The 16,277-nt window shown below is 58.9% G+C and carries 12 protein-coding genes and 2 pseudogenes; 11 read left to right on the top strand and 3 right to left on the bottom strand.

The features are described from left to right. Positions 1–70 precede the first annotated feature (70 nt). Entirely contained in the window at positions 71–994 is a 924-nt protein-coding gene (locus RSO67_RS11045) for a dienelactone hydrolase family protein (protein ID WP_315843504.1), read from the bottom strand. A gap of 373 nt (positions 995–1,367) precedes the next feature. Between RSO67_RS11045 and RSO67_RS11040 the strand changes: the two genes are divergently transcribed. The 11 genes and pseudogenes from RSO67_RS11040 to RSO67_RS10990 all read left to right on the top strand — a co-directional run bounded on the left by RSO67_RS11040 (position 1,368) and on the right by RSO67_RS10990 (position 14,296). Further along, positions 1,368–4,532, top strand: coding sequence for a CHAT domain-containing tetratricopeptide repeat protein (locus RSO67_RS11040; protein ID WP_315843503.1), 3,165 nt, complete (start codon positions 1,368–1,370; stop codon positions 4,530–4,532). A 134-nt stretch (positions 4,533–4,666) separates the two neighbouring features. Next, complete coding sequence (locus RSO67_RS11035; RefSeq protein ID WP_315843502.1) at positions 4,667–5,011, top strand: hypothetical protein; 345 nt, start codon at positions 4,667–4,669, stop codon at positions 5,009–5,011. Positions 5,012–5,224: 213 nt separating this feature from the next. Continuing rightward, on the top strand, positions 5,225–5,992 hold the full coding sequence (locus tag RSO67_RS11030; RefSeq protein ID WP_120286831.1) for a hypothetical protein: 768 nt from the start codon (positions 5,225–5,227) through the stop codon (positions 5,990–5,992). Between the two features lie 369 nt (positions 5,993–6,361). Continuing rightward, positions 6,362–6,541: pseudogene (locus RSO67_RS11025) on the top strand (PilZ domain-containing protein); the annotation flags it as partial. A gap of 261 nt (positions 6,542–6,802) precedes the next feature. Beyond that, on the top strand, positions 6,803–9,346 hold the full coding sequence (uvrA, locus tag RSO67_RS11020; RefSeq protein WP_315843501.1) for an excinuclease ABC subunit UvrA: 2,544 nt from the start codon (positions 6,803–6,805) through the stop codon (positions 9,344–9,346). Positions 9,347–9,593: 247 nt separating this feature from the next. Then, positions 9,594–10,001, top strand: a complete 408-nt coding sequence (locus RSO67_RS11015; RefSeq protein WP_315843500.1) for a BLUF domain-containing protein — start codon at positions 9,594–9,596, stop codon at positions 9,999–10,001. 669 nt (positions 10,002–10,670) lie between these two features. After that, positions 10,671–10,919: a hypothetical protein gene (locus RSO67_RS11010; protein ID WP_315843499.1), complete on the top strand. Its 249-nt coding sequence runs from the start codon at positions 10,671–10,673 to the stop codon at positions 10,917–10,919. Beyond that, positions 10,919–11,533: a cell envelope biogenesis protein TolA gene (locus tag RSO67_RS11005; protein WP_315843498.1), complete on the top strand. Its 615-nt coding sequence runs from the start codon at positions 10,919–10,921 to the stop codon at positions 11,531–11,533. The genes RSO67_RS11010 and RSO67_RS11005 overlap by 1 nt, the downstream gene beginning before the upstream one ends. Positions 11,534–11,779: 246 nt before the next feature. Beyond that, positions 11,780–12,337 carry an alpha-ketoglutarate-dependent dioxygenase AlkB gene (locus RSO67_RS11000; RefSeq protein WP_068738783.1) on the top strand — a complete coding sequence of 186 codons (558 nt, stop codon included), beginning with the start codon at positions 11,780–11,782 and terminating at the stop codon, positions 12,335–12,337. Positions 12,338–12,365: 28 nt separating this feature from the next. Beyond that, the gene (locus tag RSO67_RS10995; RefSeq protein WP_315843497.1) at positions 12,366–13,610 is read left to right on the top strand and encodes a DUF763 domain-containing protein; all 1,245 of its coding nucleotides are present in this window, start codon (positions 12,366–12,368) and stop codon (positions 13,608–13,610) included. Then, positions 13,607–14,296 carry an alpha/beta family hydrolase gene (locus RSO67_RS10990; protein WP_315843496.1) on the top strand — a complete coding sequence of 230 codons (690 nt, stop codon included), beginning with the start codon at positions 13,607–13,609 and terminating at the stop codon, positions 14,294–14,296. Before RSO67_RS10995 ends, RSO67_RS10990 begins: the two co-directional genes overlap by 4 nt. Before the next feature lie 32 nt (positions 14,297–14,328). Here the strand turns inward: RSO67_RS10990 and rpoH are convergent. Next, positions 14,329–15,209, bottom strand: a pseudogene (rpoH, locus tag RSO67_RS10985) (RNA polymerase sigma factor RpoH). Positions 15,210–15,318: 109 nt separating this feature from the next. Next, entirely contained in the window at positions 15,319–15,771 is a 453-nt protein-coding gene (locus RSO67_RS10980) for an Hsp20 family protein (protein ID WP_231081045.1), read from the bottom strand. Positions 15,772–16,277: the final 506 nt, after the last annotated feature.

Below are 16,277 nucleotides of genomic sequence, written 5' to 3'. Positions count from 1 at the left end.
TCGCAGATGCAAGTCCTTCAGTGTCGGAGGAGCGGGGGTCAATTCCTGTGGAGAGAGTCTGTCACCACAGTTATTTGCCCCGGTGCGGAGCGGCTAGGAATTGAAATAACCGCTTGGATGAGTCTGTCGTGACGTCCTGTCTAAACTTATAAGAAACTAGGTTCCCGCGTAAATCCGTCTTGCTACGACCGTCGAGTTGCCGGCAGTCCCAGCAGTGGCCAGTGTCAGGGTAGACATGCCATTCTACGGCTGAGCCAGCCGACTTGGCTTCATGTAGTTTTTCAACGCATTCGCTGGCGGGGGTTTCATTGTCGGTGGCGCCCATGAGAACCAGTGTCGGCTGCTTCATGTCATCGCTGACGATGTCAAAGCTCGGCGTATTTGGCCGCGAAACGCGGAAGCACCCGGGATAGAAACTTGCAACGGATGCGAACGGGCGACCGCCCAGCGCTTCCGCGTACCTTGCGCTGGAGACGATAAGGCCAACCATCGCTCCCCAAGAGAACCCGACGAATGATAGCCGAGTCGGGTCCACGAACGGATATTGACGGAGATGGTCCGCCGCTTGAAATGCGTCCTTTGCTCCGCGGAATAGATTGACGCCGTTTCGCGGCCCGAAGCACAACGTGCTAACCTGCCGAGGCGTCAGACTGTCGATCAGGAGAACGACATAGCCAAGGCTGACAGCTTCGCGCGCCCAGAGGACGATCGCTTGGTTCACGCCTGCGCACTGATGGACCATCACCAGCGCAGGAAACGGGCCATCGCCGTCAGGCTTCAGAAACGCAGCTTGGGACGAAATCAGTTCATCTCCCGCCTTGACCGGCTGCGGAAAGGTGAGATCCTTCGCGAATGACGCGGCGCGGCTGGCGATTTCAGAAGGAAGCATACGTAACGGCGGGACAAAATCTTCCGCCAGAGAGCTCGTCAACAGCCCGGCGGTACCTGCGATCAACACTAGTGCAACGTAAGACACTCGGCAAATGGTCGCCATCTCGTCTCCGAGCGTTACTACAATGAACCTGGTTCCATGCGGAACCTGTCTCAACGCGCTTGTCGATCAAATTGGTTTGCGGCTAGGATCACGTCATATTTTGATAAGTTATTTTGGAGCCGTGATCATGCAAGCGGTCATTTCCAAGCGATTGATAGTTCGGCATGTGGCTTTATGCGCATCGGCGACGCTCTTCATCAGCGCAGCGCTCGCGCTGTTGTCGCAGGCGGCATTTGCGCTCACGCAGGAAGCTGCGATCGAGCAGTGCCGGATGTCGGTTGGAAAGCCAATTGTGATGTCCTGCATGCGCGGTGGCGGCGGCAGCCTGGAGGCATGCCGGACGAAGGCCACTCCCGCAGTACGCTCTTGTGTGATGTCGAGACTGAACGCGGCAAACGGGCGTGCCAATGTCGCCGTCGCCGTCCCCGCCGATGTCACGCCGAAGATCGCACCGGAAACGGCATTGCCGGTCGGCTTTGTCGCACCGCCGCGCTCGATCTCCGATATCACGGCGATCCTCGATACCGAGAAGCCGGACGAGAAAAAGATCGAGCAACTAAGGGCCGACGCAGACGTGAAGCCTCCCGGCGGAGCTTCGCGCGTCTCGCTTGCGCAGTTCTATCTCGACCGTGCGGGCGCAAGAAGCCAGCTCGGTCGGCTAACGAATTCCATCTCCGATCTTGAAAAAGGGATTGAGGCGGGCCGCGGTGCTGCTCCGCCCGGACTGATGGCGCGCCTGGTTCAACTAGTGGCTGTCCAGTACGGCAGTGCGGGCGATCCGAAGAAGGCGCTCGAAACATATCAGCGGCTACTGCGCGACACCGCGAACACGCCGGGTGCGAAGGGGTTCGTACATACAGCTAATCGCTCGATTGCCAATTCGCTGATCCAGATGGGCGATATCGTTCAGGCAGAAGGCTACATGCGCCGCAGCCGCCCGGCGATCGAGGAGGCGCGAACGAGTGGCCATCCTTCCATGCGCGCAGCGTATGCGCGTTACGGCCAGAATTGGGAGGCGGAGATCGAGCTCGGGAATGCTGCCATTTTCGAGGCACGTGGACAGTTTAAGGAGGCTGAGGCTTCGCTTCGCATTGCGGAAGCCCGCAAGCGCGCAGGCATGAAGGGCCTTCTCAGTGGCGAGAATCCGCCGACGGAGTCGGCATTGCTTCAATCCATCGATTTTATCACGCTCAGTCTTGCACGGACGAAGGCCCGGCAGGGCCGTCTTGCGGAGGCCGAATCCGATGCACGTCGCGCGCTGTTGTCCCGGTTGAAGGACCAAGGCAAATATCATTACGCGACGCCGCGTTTCATTGCAGGTCTTGCGGGCATCCTGGTCGAACAGGGGCGCCATTCCGACGCCGAAAAGCTGCTGCGCGTGGCACTCGATATCGGCAAGACGACGGGCGTTCCGGATGAAGCGCCACAAACCGTACAGATGCTTTCACAGCTTGGCGGCGTCCTTAACTTGCAGCGCAAGAGCCGTGACGCCGTCGCGGTTTATGCCCAGATCGACAGGGCAATCGCCAACTGGGAGCCGATGCGGCGTCAGGTATTCGAACTGAACGGCTCGCGTATCGCATCGCTCTATGCTTCGGGCCAGATCGAGGCGGGCATTTCCGCGGCTGACCAGTTGGTCAAGAAGCAGATCGCACGCGTAGGCGAGAGCCATTTTGATACGGCGTCGGCGCGCGGAACCCTTGCTATCGGCTTGATGCGAGCAGGACGCGATGAGGAAGCTATCCGCGAATTCAAGACCGCAATACCAATCCTAGTCGCATCGTCGCGAGAGAATGCAGACGGTGACGACACAACCGTCGTTGCGGCCAAGAATCAACGCTTCCAGGCGATCATAGAAGCCTATTTCAGAATGTTGGCCAGGCAGAAGAGCCGGTCCGCAGATATCGGTGTCGAAACATTCAGCTTGGCGGACGCCATCCGTGGCAGCTCGGTGCAGCAGGCCTTGGCGGCTTCGAGCGCGCGTAGTTCAGTCAAGGATCCCGCGCTGGCCGAGCTGGTGCGCAAGGAGCAGGATCTGTCGAAACAGATCAATGCGCAAATCGGTACGCTGAACAATGTGTTGTCCTTGTCATCGGCTGAGCGAGATGAGAAGGGCGTGCAGACGCTGAATGTGTCGATCGCCAATCTGCGCAGCGCGCGGACCAAGGCGCGACAAGAGATCAATCGGCTTTTTCCGGCTTATGCAGATTTGGTCGCGCCAAGAGCGCCATCCGTGGACGAGATTCGCGATACGCTGGCGCCCGACGAGGCGATGCTATCATTTTACTTTGGTCAGGACGCGAGTTTCGTCTGGGCGGTTCCGAAGACCGGTGCGGTTGCCTTTGCTTCAATCGGGTCCAATGCAGCGGATGTCCAGACCAAGGTAGCTCAGTTGCGCGAAGCGCTCGAGCCGCAGGCGGCTATGATTTCCGATATTCCCGCTTTCGATGTGGCATTGGGATATGACCTGTATTCGTCGCTCCTTAAGCCCGTAGAAGCCGGCTGGAAGCCGGCCAGGAAACTGATCGTCGTCACCAACGGCGCGCTGGGTCTGCTGCCACTCTCACTACTGCCGACGCAGCCGTCGGTGATCAAGAAGAATGAGGAGGTTCTGTTTGCGAGCTACAGGGATGTGCCCTGGCTGGCGCGCACCCATGCGGTCGCCATGGTTCCGTCCGCAGCCGCATTGCGCACTTTGCGGCAGCTACCGCCCGGCAAGTCCGACCGTAGCGAGATAATCGCGTTCGGAGATCCGTATTTCAACACCGAGCAGCAGGCCGAGGCCGAGCAGATCGATGCAAAAATACGAATCGCCGATGCCGCCGACGCCAATACCATGCGCGGTGTGCCGCTGAAGCGGCGCAACAGTCCGAAGCTTGACGGCGTGGATAGCGCGGAGCTTGGCTTGTTGCCGCGGCTTCCGGATACGGCCGACGAATTGCGCTCGATCGCCTTGGCGCTGCGGGCCGACCCGTCGAAAGTCTTGAATCTAGGCAAGGGAGCGACGGAGAAAGCCGTTAAGTCGATAAATCTGTCCGGCTTCAAGATTATCGCGTTTGCAACGCATGGCCTCGTGCCTGGCGAATTGAATGGGCTGACCCAGCCGGCGCTTGCATTGTCCTCGCCGACTGTGACCGGTGAAGAGGGCGACGGCCTATTGACGATGGAGGAGATACTCGGTCTCAAACTCGACGCGGACTGGGTCATTCTTTCGGCCTGCAACACCGGTGCGGGCGCCGGCGCCGGCGCAGAAGCCGCCTCGGGCCTTGGCCGGGCGTTCTTTTACGCGGGCACCCGCGCTCTTCTGGTCACCAACTGGTCGGTGCATTCACAGTCCGCGCGAGAGTTGATGACAGATCTGTTTAAGCGGCAGGCCGACGATCCAAAGCTGGCACGCGGCGAAGCTCAGCGTCAGGCCATGATGGCTTTGGCTGACGGACCCGGCTATCTGAATGCCGATGGAAAGACAGAGTTCGCTTACGCACATCCGTTATTCTGGGCGCCCTACTCCATTATAGGGGATGGGGGCACCAGATAAGTTTATAGATCGCGTTGGGGGGGATGATGCGACGTCGTATAGGAATTTGCTTTACGTTCGCCTGCCTGATCGTGCTGTGTCAATCCGTGCCGTCGCGGGCCGCGGGGGTATTAATCACACAAGAGGAGGCCTCCTTGCCGCCGCCGAAAGGTGCAGTGGTCGTCGATCGGCGCGGTGTCACGCGTGGCCCGAAGATCGAGCTCCTTTCCGGCAGCGATAACATCCAATCGCCGACTCACTTTCAGCTCAAGTTCCTGTCATTTGGTGGAGCGACGATCGATGTTACCTCCGTAAAGGTCATTTATCTTCGTACGCCGAATGTGGACTTGACGGAACGGTTGAAGGTGTTCGTTCAACCGGCTGGCATCGATATGCCGGATGCGTCTCTACCTCCCGGCGAGCACATGCTGCGCGTGGATCTCAAGGATTCTGATGGGCGCCCCGGCAGCACGAGTTTCGTCCTCAAGGTAGCGCGCTGACGCGATGGCAATCATTTGTCCGTACTGTCTTCGAGAGAACAGCGATCTCGTACTGGTCTGTGGCTGGTGTTCCAGAGACATCGCCGTTCCCGAAGCACTGGCGAGGGAACGCAAGGACCTGATTGCCAAGCGTGATGCAGCAGTGGCTAAACTTTCCCGGATCAGAACCGAGATCGCGTCCATCCGTGCGAAGCGGAAGGGCTGAGGCGTCTTATGGAATGCCCGTTCTGCACAGAGACAATCAGGGATGAAGCCATCGCGTGCAAGAACTGCTCGCGTGACCTGCGTTTCGTCCGTCCGATCCTGCTCGAGGTCCAGGACCTTGTCAGTGAAATCGACAATCTAACGCACGCGCTGGATCGGGCCGAGGTTGCGCTGGCGCGGCTGACCAGTCCGCTCCGCTACTACGTAATTCACTTCGCGGTCTATGTACTGCTGCCAGCCGTGTTACTTGTAGCCGCCCACATTGTAATCACCATCGTCCTCAATGTTGCACCGCTATATCTGCGTCTTGCATCGATCGTGATCCCGTTGCTGTTCGGAATTGCTTCGATGCCCTTCAATAAGCTTGGGCCACTCGGCGCTTGGCTGGTGGGGTTGATCACGGCCATCCTGAGTGTAGGGTGCATGTTGGTTGTTACCGGAATCAACGACAGCGTGCCGATTGTCCCGGCATCGGTCGTCGAGTGGCGTGAGGTCGGAGAATATGTAGCCAGCATCAGTTTGGCATTCCTGTCCGGCAATGTCCTCGGGATGGTTATTTTTCGAATTTTGCCGAACACATTGGCGCAGGGTGGCAAACCCAATGCCATTGCCTTTAAGGCTGCCCGCCTGCTCGGAGAGCACGTTGGCGGAGAGCAGATGAGACGTCGTGCAAGATTGATTCAGGAGTTTGCGCAGACCGCGGGACCACTGCTCGGCGCAGGTGCCGGCGTGGCTGGGTCTCTTTATACCGGACTCAAAGGTGTGATTGGATCCTAACTTCCACAAGCCAACGTGTGTTCCGTGCCGTTGGCCAAACGCGCGCCAACTCCGTCAGCTGAACAATGTTTGTTGGCCGCTCCGCAACCGTCCGCTTCTGGCGCAAAGCCGCCGTTCATAGGGCTCGCTGTCGGGGAGCGAGGACTTCTATTTCACCACGCGATAGGCCGCTCCGGCCAAATCCGTCTGGTGGCTCGCGTCGCCTAATTTTTAAATGGAGAAGCTCCGCCGGGTCTGACGTTTATGTTTTTTCCCCGTCCGTATTTGGGTTAGTGGTGCTCAATATCCTGAGGAGATAGAGCCTCCAGTGCTCCTAAGACCGCTACCAGTTTCGGCAGCGTTCGTTTCGAGCGCGGTGTCTACGTCCAAATGACGGCGATCGATGGTTCGTGGCGCCGCTCATGCGTCATGAGGGATGTATCGACATACGGAGCCACGCTGACGACTAAGGCGTCGATCGAAGGCCTTAACCTCTGCGAATTCTTCCTCCTATTATCCACTACCGGACTCGCTTTTCGCAGGTGCGAATTAGCTGGCGTCAAAGGCGATGTTTTCGAAAGGGGCGAAGAAGAAGCCTCAATCGGTTAAAGCGGAATGGCGCCAGCAACCGATCGACCACGATGGCGCGCAGGATGGCCACGCCCGACTAATTGCAAAGGCTTGAATAAGGATCAACTCCGTGGCGATGAAGTATGTAGTCGCTATGACAAACAATGCTACCGGCCGGAAGCTCCGTGTGGGGAACGGAACTCGTCCGCCAAAGTTTCATCTGCGGTTGATATCACACGCCAATTTGCGCGGAAGGGCAAGATGCACGCAGGAAGAGGTGGTTCGTACGGTGCCGACTCGGCCGTCGATGAGGGCTTCGTGCGTGTTCGCGGAGCTCGCGAGCACAATCTGAAGAATATCGACGTCGACATTCCCCGCAATGCACTTGTCGTTTTTACAGGGGTGTCGGGATCGGGCAAGTCCTCGCTGGCCTTCGGCACGCTCTATGCCGAGGCGCAGCGGCGTTATCTTGAGTCGGTGTCCCCTTACGCGAGAAGATTGTTCAATCAGATGTCCATTCCTGAGGTGGACGAAATCGAAGGTCTACCACCAGCCGTGGCTTTACAGCAGCAACGCGGATCTCCGACGACACGCTCGTCGGTCGGCAGCGTGACGACATTGTCGAACCTGCTGCGCATGCTGTATTCGCGCGCCGGCGATTACCCGCGTGGACAACCACTGCTCTATGCCGAGTCATTTTCGCCCAACACTCCCGAAGGAGCTTGTCCTCACTGTCACGGAATCGGTCGGATCCACGATATTACCGAGGCCTCGATGGTCCCCGATGACAAGCTCACCATAAGGGAACGAGCCGTGGCGGCTTGGCCAAGCGCCTGGCAGGGACAAAATCTGAGGGACATCCTGGTAACTCTCGGTCATGACGTAGACACGCCTTGGCGCAAACTGCCGAAGAAGACCCGCGACTGGATACTCTTTACCGAGGAACAGCCCACCGTCCCGGTATATGCAGGCTACACGCCAGCTGAGGTGAGGCGAGCCCTCAAACGCAAGGAAGAGCCGAGTTATCACGGCACCTTCACCGGCGTACGCAAATACGTCTTGCAGACGTTCGCAACAACGCAGAGCGCGATGATGAAGAGGCGGGTTTCGCAATTCATGCTGAGCGGCCGTTGCCCGGTATGTCGGGGAAAACGGCTTAAGCCCGAGGCCCTCTCGGTCAAATTCGCAGGCTTGGATATTGCGGAACTGTCTGAGCTTCCTTTAAGGGGCGTTCGCGAGTTGATCGTGCCGTATCTGGAAGGCAAAGCTCATACGCCCAAAGACCATCCGGAAAAAGCTCTCGTGGTTCAGCGCATTCTGGAAGATCTGAATGGGAGATTGGCGGTTCTGCTCGATCTCGGCCTGGGATATCTCGCCCTCGAGCGCAGCACGCCGACACTGTCCCCCGGCGAATTGCAGCGGCTCCGGCTGGCGACACAAGTCAGGTCGAACCTGTTTGGCGTGGTGTATGTTCTGGATGAGCCCTCCGCTGGGCTTCATCCAGCCGACACCGAAGCTCTCCTGCGAGCGCTGGACCGGCTCAAGGCAGCAGGCAATTCGCTTTTCGTCGTCGAACATGAATTGGATGTCGTCCGCCACGCGGACTGGATAGTTGATGTCGGCCCCGCCGCGGGCGTTCACGGGGGCGAGGTGCTTTACAGCGGCATCCCTAAAGGACTTGCCGACGTCGAGGCGTCTGAAACAAGGCGCCACCTGTTCGGAAACGCGAAGGCCATCGACCGCAGGCACCGTCTCCCGCGAGGTCAGCTACAACTTCGCGGTGTCACCCGCAACAATCTCAACGACCTCGACGTCGACATTCCTGTCGGTGTGTTTACCGCGGTGACCGGCATCTCGGGGTCGGGCAAGTCCAGCTTGATCACTCAATTTCTGGTCGAGAAGGTTGGGGAAATATTGGGGCACAAGAGGGGCGAAGAGGACCGGGGCGCTCCGGACGAAGGAGACCTTCTGGAAACCGCCGTTCAAACACTTGGCGGCAACATCGTCGGGGGCATGGAGCACATAAAACGTCTCGTTGTCGTCGATCAAAAGCCGATCGGGCGAACTCCGCGGTCGAATCTCGCAACCTATACAGGACTTTTCGATCACGTCAGAAAGCTGTTCGCGGCCACGAAGCAGGCCAAGACACGGCACTATGATGCCGGCCGCTTTTCTTTCAATGTCGCCAAAGGACGTTGCGAAACCTGTCTGGGTGAGGGCTTCGTCACCGTCGAATTGCTTTTCCTCCCGTCAGTCTACGCGCCATGTCCGACCTGTCATGGGTCGCGCTACAACGCGAAGACGTTGGAAATCAAGATCCGGGACAAATCCATTGCCGACGTGTTGGGCATGACGGTGGACGATGCGTTCGTTTTTTTCGAGAAAGATCCGCTACTAGCACGTTCGCTCGGTGTCATTCGAGAGGTAGGCCTCGGTTATATCAAACTCGGTCAGTCCGCAACGGAGCTCAGTGGCGGCGAAGCCCAACGGATCAAGCTCGCTACCGAGTTGCAACGAGCTCAGCGCGGGTCGGCACTATATGTACTGGATGAGCCGACGACTGGATTGCATCCCTCAGACATTGAAAAGCTAATGCTGCAGCTTCAAGGCCTGGTGGATGCCGGCAACACGGTAGTCGTCGTCGAACACGATATGGCAGTGGTCGCCGAAAGTGATTGGGTAATCGATATGGGCCCCGGCGCAGGCAATGAGGGCGGGTCCGTCGTGACCGCCGGCGAACCGCAACATGTTGCGCGCAACGCCGAAAGCCGCACGGCCAGATTTCTGGAAGCCTCAATCGGTTAGAGACCCGATCAACTTACTCCCGTCTTTCTGAAGAAGCCGGCGCCAGACATGCCTTATCGCAACGTCACCGGGATCGTACCGTAAAATGGGGTGATGAGCGGGCATTGAAGCCGCCGTGGCCATGGACAAGTCGGGGGGCCTCCCGTCAAACTTGATGACACCTGTTCCGGCGAGCTCGGGGGCGGCGTGATCGTCTACGGGTTGAACTCTCTTTGGAACCCGGCGTTGACGGGTATGGAGGTCGTTCGTGTTTCGAATTTTGTATCTTAGCACTGCAAATGAGCCATTTTCATCCGGGGATCTTTCCGAGCTACTGCAAAAGGCAAGGGCCCGGAATGATGTGGCGCATATAACAGGCATGCTTGTCCATTCGGACGGCGACTTTCTCCAGGTGCTTGAGGGAGAGCCGGAGAATGTGATCGAAGTTTACAGCCGCATCAGCGTCGATCCGCGGCATCGAGATATCAGCTTGCTCCAGCGCGGCCTTGCATATGGTGATCGACTGTTTCCGAACTGGGCAATGGGCTTCAAGCGGGTGCCGGATCAGACGTTAGTTACCGAGGCCGTTGGGTTGAACGGCCGTGTGAAATTGCGATATCTAGATGCTATGTCGGCTCTGGAGTTCCTGTTGGCGTGCAGCCAAAACCAGACCTAAACAATCCCTCAGATGGGCGCCCTGAACTTGAGATGGACCTCCAACCTGATGTCTGGCACCTGAGGGGAAGCGCCGAAGCCGCGTGCGTCTCCCCGAATGATGGTCCCGGCGAAGCTCAGCGTCGCCTCGTCCAGCCCGAACAGGGACGGGATTTCGTTGGCGTGACGCGATGTCCGTACAGTCGCTTCGAACTTCCCGTCTCGTTGCGAGTAAGCGCCTTTGTACAGCAGAGAAGAATCGCCCCCAAGCAAAACGCCGTCACAGAGCACGACGACGCCGGCACCTCCGGACCCGCCCAGGCCGGCATTGAACGCAATGCTATAGAGCCCATTCTGTAGCAACGACCTACGCCTTTTGGCCGCGGTGGATAGCTACTTGCAATCGCTCAACTCGCGGTCTGGTTCCATCGACCCGAGGCTTTAGAACACGTCTTCGAAAGCGAAAAGATACGGCGACCGCCGGTATCGCCGATCGGTGGCGGAAGCTCTGACGCAAGGCATGGTGAATGCCTTTCCGACCGAGAAGGAACTCAAGAATAGCTTAGCTGTTTTCAAGCCGTGCCCGACGATGACCACATTCTCGAATGTCAAAACACCGAAACGGCATGTCTGATTTCCGGTCAACGCCAAATCCCATTCTCGGGACGAAATTCCCTAGAGAGACGTGACTATGTCGAAGAACACGAACGACGCCGAGACTCTATCCCTGTGGGCGACGGATATCCTCCTTGAGGCCCATGCCATCGCGCCCTGTCCGGATCACGGCTATCTGCGCCTTCGTCACAGCCACCATGCCGTGGATTATGCAAGATCGATCGCCGAACATCGAAAGTTCTCCGGTAAGAACAAGGAGCAACGGGTGAAAGCCATCGAGAAAGTACTCGATGGCCTGGCGGACACCTGTCCGGCCTGCGAGTGATGGCCCGGAAGCTCAAGACCTACCAGACATCGATCGGCTTTTTCGACCTGGCCGTTGCCGCGCCGTCCATGAAGGCCGCGCTCGACATCTGGGGCGCCGACAGCAACCTGTTTCACCAGGGCTTCGCCGAGGAGACCGACGACCCTGCAATCGTCTCGGCAACGATCGCGCATCCCGGCATCGTTTTGCGGAGAGCGGTCGGCACCAATGGCGCGTTCAAGGAGACGAGCGAACTTCCGAAAGGCCTTGCGGCCGGCAAGAAAGTGTCAATTCCGCGGAAGCCGGTGGCTCCTCAGGCCAAAGCGACCAAAGTCGACAACGCGGAAGCACGTAGAGCCGCGGCCACCTTCGACAAACAGCAGCGGAAACGCGAAGCCGACCAGCGCAAGGAAGAGCGAGCCAGGATCAAGCAGCGAGAACGGAAAGCAGCGCAGGTTGCAAGCGCACAAGTAGCCTTTGATGCCGCTGAACAGGAGCACGACGTGAGAGATGCCGCGATACAGGCGAAACGCGACGAAATCGACAATCGCGCGGAGGCCGAACGACGGCGCTGGGAACAGCAACGGGAGAAGCTGGGCGCCGCGCTACGTCGGGCCAAGAAGGGCGGCGACTGAGGCGGGAATTGGAACGGAACTCCGATTGTTCGGTTTCGTAACCATGCAGCCTCGCAACATGGATACAATCTTCATTGCAACCGCTTTTCCACTGGCGCTTATTCTCCTCGCGATCGCGTACGCCCCGTTCTTATTTGGTTGGTTATGATGTGCGGGATCCCCCTGACCTTTGACTTTGCGCTGCGGCTCCATAACTAGGTCGTAGATCCACAGCCTTGGTAGAATCCACTGTCCGACCAATTCAGTTTGTTTGCGGAAAACACGCCAGGTCCCGATGGACTCCGGTATGCCGAAGACTTCGTTTCGGCAGCGGAAGCGCTCGACCTTATAGCCCAAGTGGCCGACTTGCCCCTCCAGCCGTTTCAGTTCGGCCAGTATGAGGGCAAGCGTCGCGTAGCCTCCTTCGGGTTCAGCTACGACTATACGGCACGCCACCTCGTTGAAGCCGAGCCAATTCCTCAATGGCTCTCCGATGTCTCACATCGCGTCGAGACTTTCGGTGGACCCAGTACGCGAATACAGCAAGTCCTCTGCACCGAATACGACGTCGGCGTCGGGATCGGTTGGCACAGGGACAAGCCGCACTTCGACCGGATCTTCGGCCTGTCGCTGGGCGCGATATGCAAGTTCCGATTTCGCAGGCCCGCTTCGACCAAGTTCGAGCGTTTCACCCTCGAAGCGAAGTCCCGTTCGATCTACATGATGTCCGGCGAGGCGCGGTCGGTATGGGAACACAGCATTCCGGCCGTCGAAGCCAAACGCTACTCCATCACCTTCCGGACGATGGTCGAGCGTAGCCCCTAAATGGCAAAGAATCGGATATCGAGGACGAATGGCGAAACGGACCGGCAGCGCCGATCTTCCTTTGCATGGTGGACGGGTTCCGCCATGGCTGGCCTCGCGCATGTCAGCGCTCGGTGCCATCGTCGCCCAGGCGATCGTCCACCATTACGGTCGCGACGAATTTTTGCGGCGGCTGTCCCATCCGTTCTGGTTTCAATCCTTCGGTGCCGTGATGGGAATGGACTGGCATTCGTCCGGGATCACGACCAGCGTCATCGGTGCTCTCAAGCGCGGCCTGGGTCCGCTGCAGGACGAACTCGGCATCCACGTCTGCGGAGGTCGGGGCCAGCATTCGCGGAAAACTCCTGACGAACTTCACGCGCTCGGCGACCGCATCGGATTCGACGGGGCCGCCCTGACGCGCGCGAGCCGTCTCGTCGCCAAGGTCGATAGCGCAGCGGTCCAGGATGGCTTCGATCTTTACCTGCACGGCTTCTTCGTCACCGACGAGGGCAAATGGACGGTGGTCCAGCAGGGCATGAACGGCGACAAGAAACAGGCCCGTCGCTATCATTGGCATTCCGAGAGCCTGACGAGTTTCGTCGACGAACCGCACAGCGCCATCGATGGTCCGTTTCAAGGAAACGTCGTCAATCTGACGGATGGGCGTGCCGCGCCTTCCCGAACAGCGCAACTGGACCTGCTGATGGCTTTGGGACCCGACGGCATCGTCGACGAGTTCGCGGCGCTGACTGGCAGCGCGCCTGCCCAGCCCCTCCTGCCGCATCTCGTCATGCCGGCGCATCACGATGTCCGCTCGAGCGATGTGTTCACCCGGCGCCTTCATGGCACGCTCGCCGCGGCTGCCGAGCGCGGGCCGCTCGACTTTCCCGAGCTACTGCTCACGCCGGGCGTCGGCGCACGGACGGTCCGCTCGCTTGCGATGGTGGCCGAGGTCGTCCATGGCGCGCCGTACCGCTTCCGCGACCCGGCGCGGTTTTCACTCGCCCATGGAGGCAAGGATCGTCACCCGTACCCGGTGCCGATCAAGGTCTACGACGAGACCATCCGCGTGCTGAAGACAGCCGTCCAGAACGCCAAGCTCGGCCGAGACGAGGAGATGCAGACTCTGAAACGGCTCGACGACCAGGCTCGCCGCCTCGAACAAACGGCAAGCGGTCCGTCCTTCGAGGATTTCGTGGATGGCGAATTACAGGCATCCTCCGCGCTCGGCGGTCGCTCGGTCTTCGGCTTGGAGGAGGAGCGATTCGGCGAGCGGTCGGCAGCGAAATGAACACCCGGCTGCCGCGCGTAACGCCCCTGACGCTGAAGAGCAAGGACGCGCTCGCGCTTTCAGCCCTCCTGATGAAGCCGCGGAACGCGCAAGCCTGTTTCGTCTTCGCCCACGGTGCAGGCGCAGGCATGGCGCACCCGTTCATGGAAGATGTCGCTGCAAAGCTTTATGGCCATGGCATCGCGACCTTGCGCTTCCAGTTCCCGTTCATGGAGAAGGGCATCAAACGCCCCGACACTCCGGCTGTTGCGCATGCGGCCATACGATTGGCCGTGGTGGACGCCCGCCGTCGATGCCGCGGCATGCCTATTATCGCGGGTGGCAAATCATTCGGCGGGCGCATGACCTCGCAGGCGCAAGCAGAAGATCCGATCGAAGATGTACGCGGGCTGGCCTTTGTCGGTTTCCCCCTGCATCCGACCGGTAAACCTTCGATCACAAGGGCCGAACACCTTGCACGCATTCGGATCCCCATGCTCTTCATCCAGGGAACGCGTGATAAGTTGGCGGAGCCCGTGCTCCTTCGCCAAGTTTGCAAGGGATTGAGATCGAGGGCAACCTCTCACCTAATCGATGGCGCCGATCACGGCTTTCATATCCTGGCCCGCAGCGGCCGGACCGACCAGGACGTAGTGGCGGAAATTGCGCTCACCATCTCCCAATGGGTGGAGCGCTTGGAAAGCTAATGTCGCCTCCCGTCGAGCCCGCTCGGATCGAATTACTTCGCGCCCATGTCTCCGGCGAGCAAAGCTGCATACGCCCGGGCCTTTTCGAGTGCCCTGACTTCCACCTGCCGCACACGCTCGCGTGACACGCCCAGTTCTGCGGCCAGGTCGTCAAGTGTAAGAGGGGTATCCGACAGCCATCGTGCTTCGATGATACGCTGCTCTCTCGGTTTCAGATGGGCGAGCGCTTGCCCGAGGATCTGCCGCCTCCAGTTAAGTTCGCTGCGTTCCGCGACGTCGTCTTCAAAATTCGACGTTGGGTCGGCCAAGCGCTCCTGCCACTCAGCGCCTTCTTCTTCGTCCACTCGTGAAGCCGCATTGAGCGACATGTCTCCGAGGAACCGCCGGTTCATCTCAATGACCTCGCGTTCAGGCACATTCAAGCGGCGCGCTATCGTTGCTACGTGGTCGGGCTGCATATCGCCTTCTTCGAGCGCTGCGATCTTGCTCTTCAAGCGACGCAGGTTAAAGAACAGCCGCTTTTGGGTGGACTTGGCGCTAATCTGGACGATCGACCACGACCGCAGGATGTAATCTTGGATCGTTGCCTTGATCCACCAGGTGGCGTAGTCGCAAGCTTGAAACCTTTAGACGGATCAAATCGCTTCACGGCTTGCATCAGGCCGATGTTGCCTTCCGAAATGACATCAGCGATGGGCAGCCCATAGCCGCGATAGCGCATCGCCAATTTGGCGACCAGCCGGAGATGGCTGGTCACAAGATGATAGGCAGCGTTCCTGTCGCCGTGTTCGCGTAAGCGCCTGGCGTAGGCGAGCTCCTCTTCAGGTTTGAGGAGAGGAAACTGCTTAATCGCGGTGAGATAGCTCGTAAGGCCCTCTCCAGCGGCCAACGCTGGAAGTGCGAATTGGGTCATCACTGCCTCCTGTTGACTTCACGACGATCAGCGCGCCATTCGAATATCGCGCGTATCCGCGACGGCCGAAGCCATCGCGGAACGATTGCACGAAGTGATCGAATAGGCGTCAGGCCGCCTTGGCTTCAAGTTGCTCGACGTTTGAGCGCGGGCCTGCGTTGATGGCGATCTTTCGCGGCTTCATGGCCTCGGGAATCTCGCGGATCAGGTTGATCTGCAGGAGGCCGTTCTCGAAAGTCGCGCTGGTTACCTGGACATGGTCGGCGAGGTTGAATTGCCGCTTGAACGCGCGACCAGAAATGCCCTGGAAAAGGAAGTCACGCTTCTGTTCGCCCTTGCGGCCCTCGACCGTCAGAACGTTCTGCTCTGCCGTCAAGCTGATCTCGTCCGGCGAAAAACCCGCCAGAGCAAGCGAGATGAGGTATCGATCATCTCCGACACGTTCGATATTGTATGGGGGGAAACTGTCCTCGTTGGCGCGCTGAGCGGCATCCACGAGGTCAAACAGGCGATCGAAGCCAATGCTTGAGCGCCAAAGCGGAGCAAAGTCGTAAGTCTTCATAGCCAAATCCTCCAATGAGCAAGATGGGTATGAGCGGGCGCCGGACACCCCCGGCGTCCGCCTCACGCTGGACCCAACCTCTGGCGTCCAGCGCACCTAAAATAAAAAAAACTGGCGGAAAGTTTCAAGGGGGTGGCGCAAATTTTTTGGCTTCCGCCAGGGCGAATTCTAGACCGGCCGGTCGACCGCTCTACATCGCTGATCGCCGTCTCAAACAGAAAGGAGTGAAGGAGGCGACCACTAAGCTTACGTCGATCCATGACGCCTAGTAAGGGGCGATTAACCGATTGCGGTCGAGACGACTGATCCCGCCAGATGCGGCGGGCTCCTAGCGCCGACGGGGGCGTTTCACCACTGGCTTTCCTTCTTCGACGGCAATGCCATCCGATGCCCAAGCGGTATGAACGCATTCCTTGCCTGGGATGAACGGACTCCTCAACTCTCTGACAGTCGCAAACCCTATCAGCTGAATATTTGGCAATCGCGGCGGTCAGCTAACCTGGCCA

The organism is Tardiphaga sp. 709 (assembly GCF_032401055.1).
Taxonomy (GTDB): Bacteria; Pseudomonadota; Alphaproteobacteria; order Rhizobiales; family Xanthobacteraceae; genus Tardiphaga.
The sequence above is the reverse complement of the archived record's forward strand: the minus strand, read 5'-3'. Positions and strand labels throughout refer to the sequence as shown.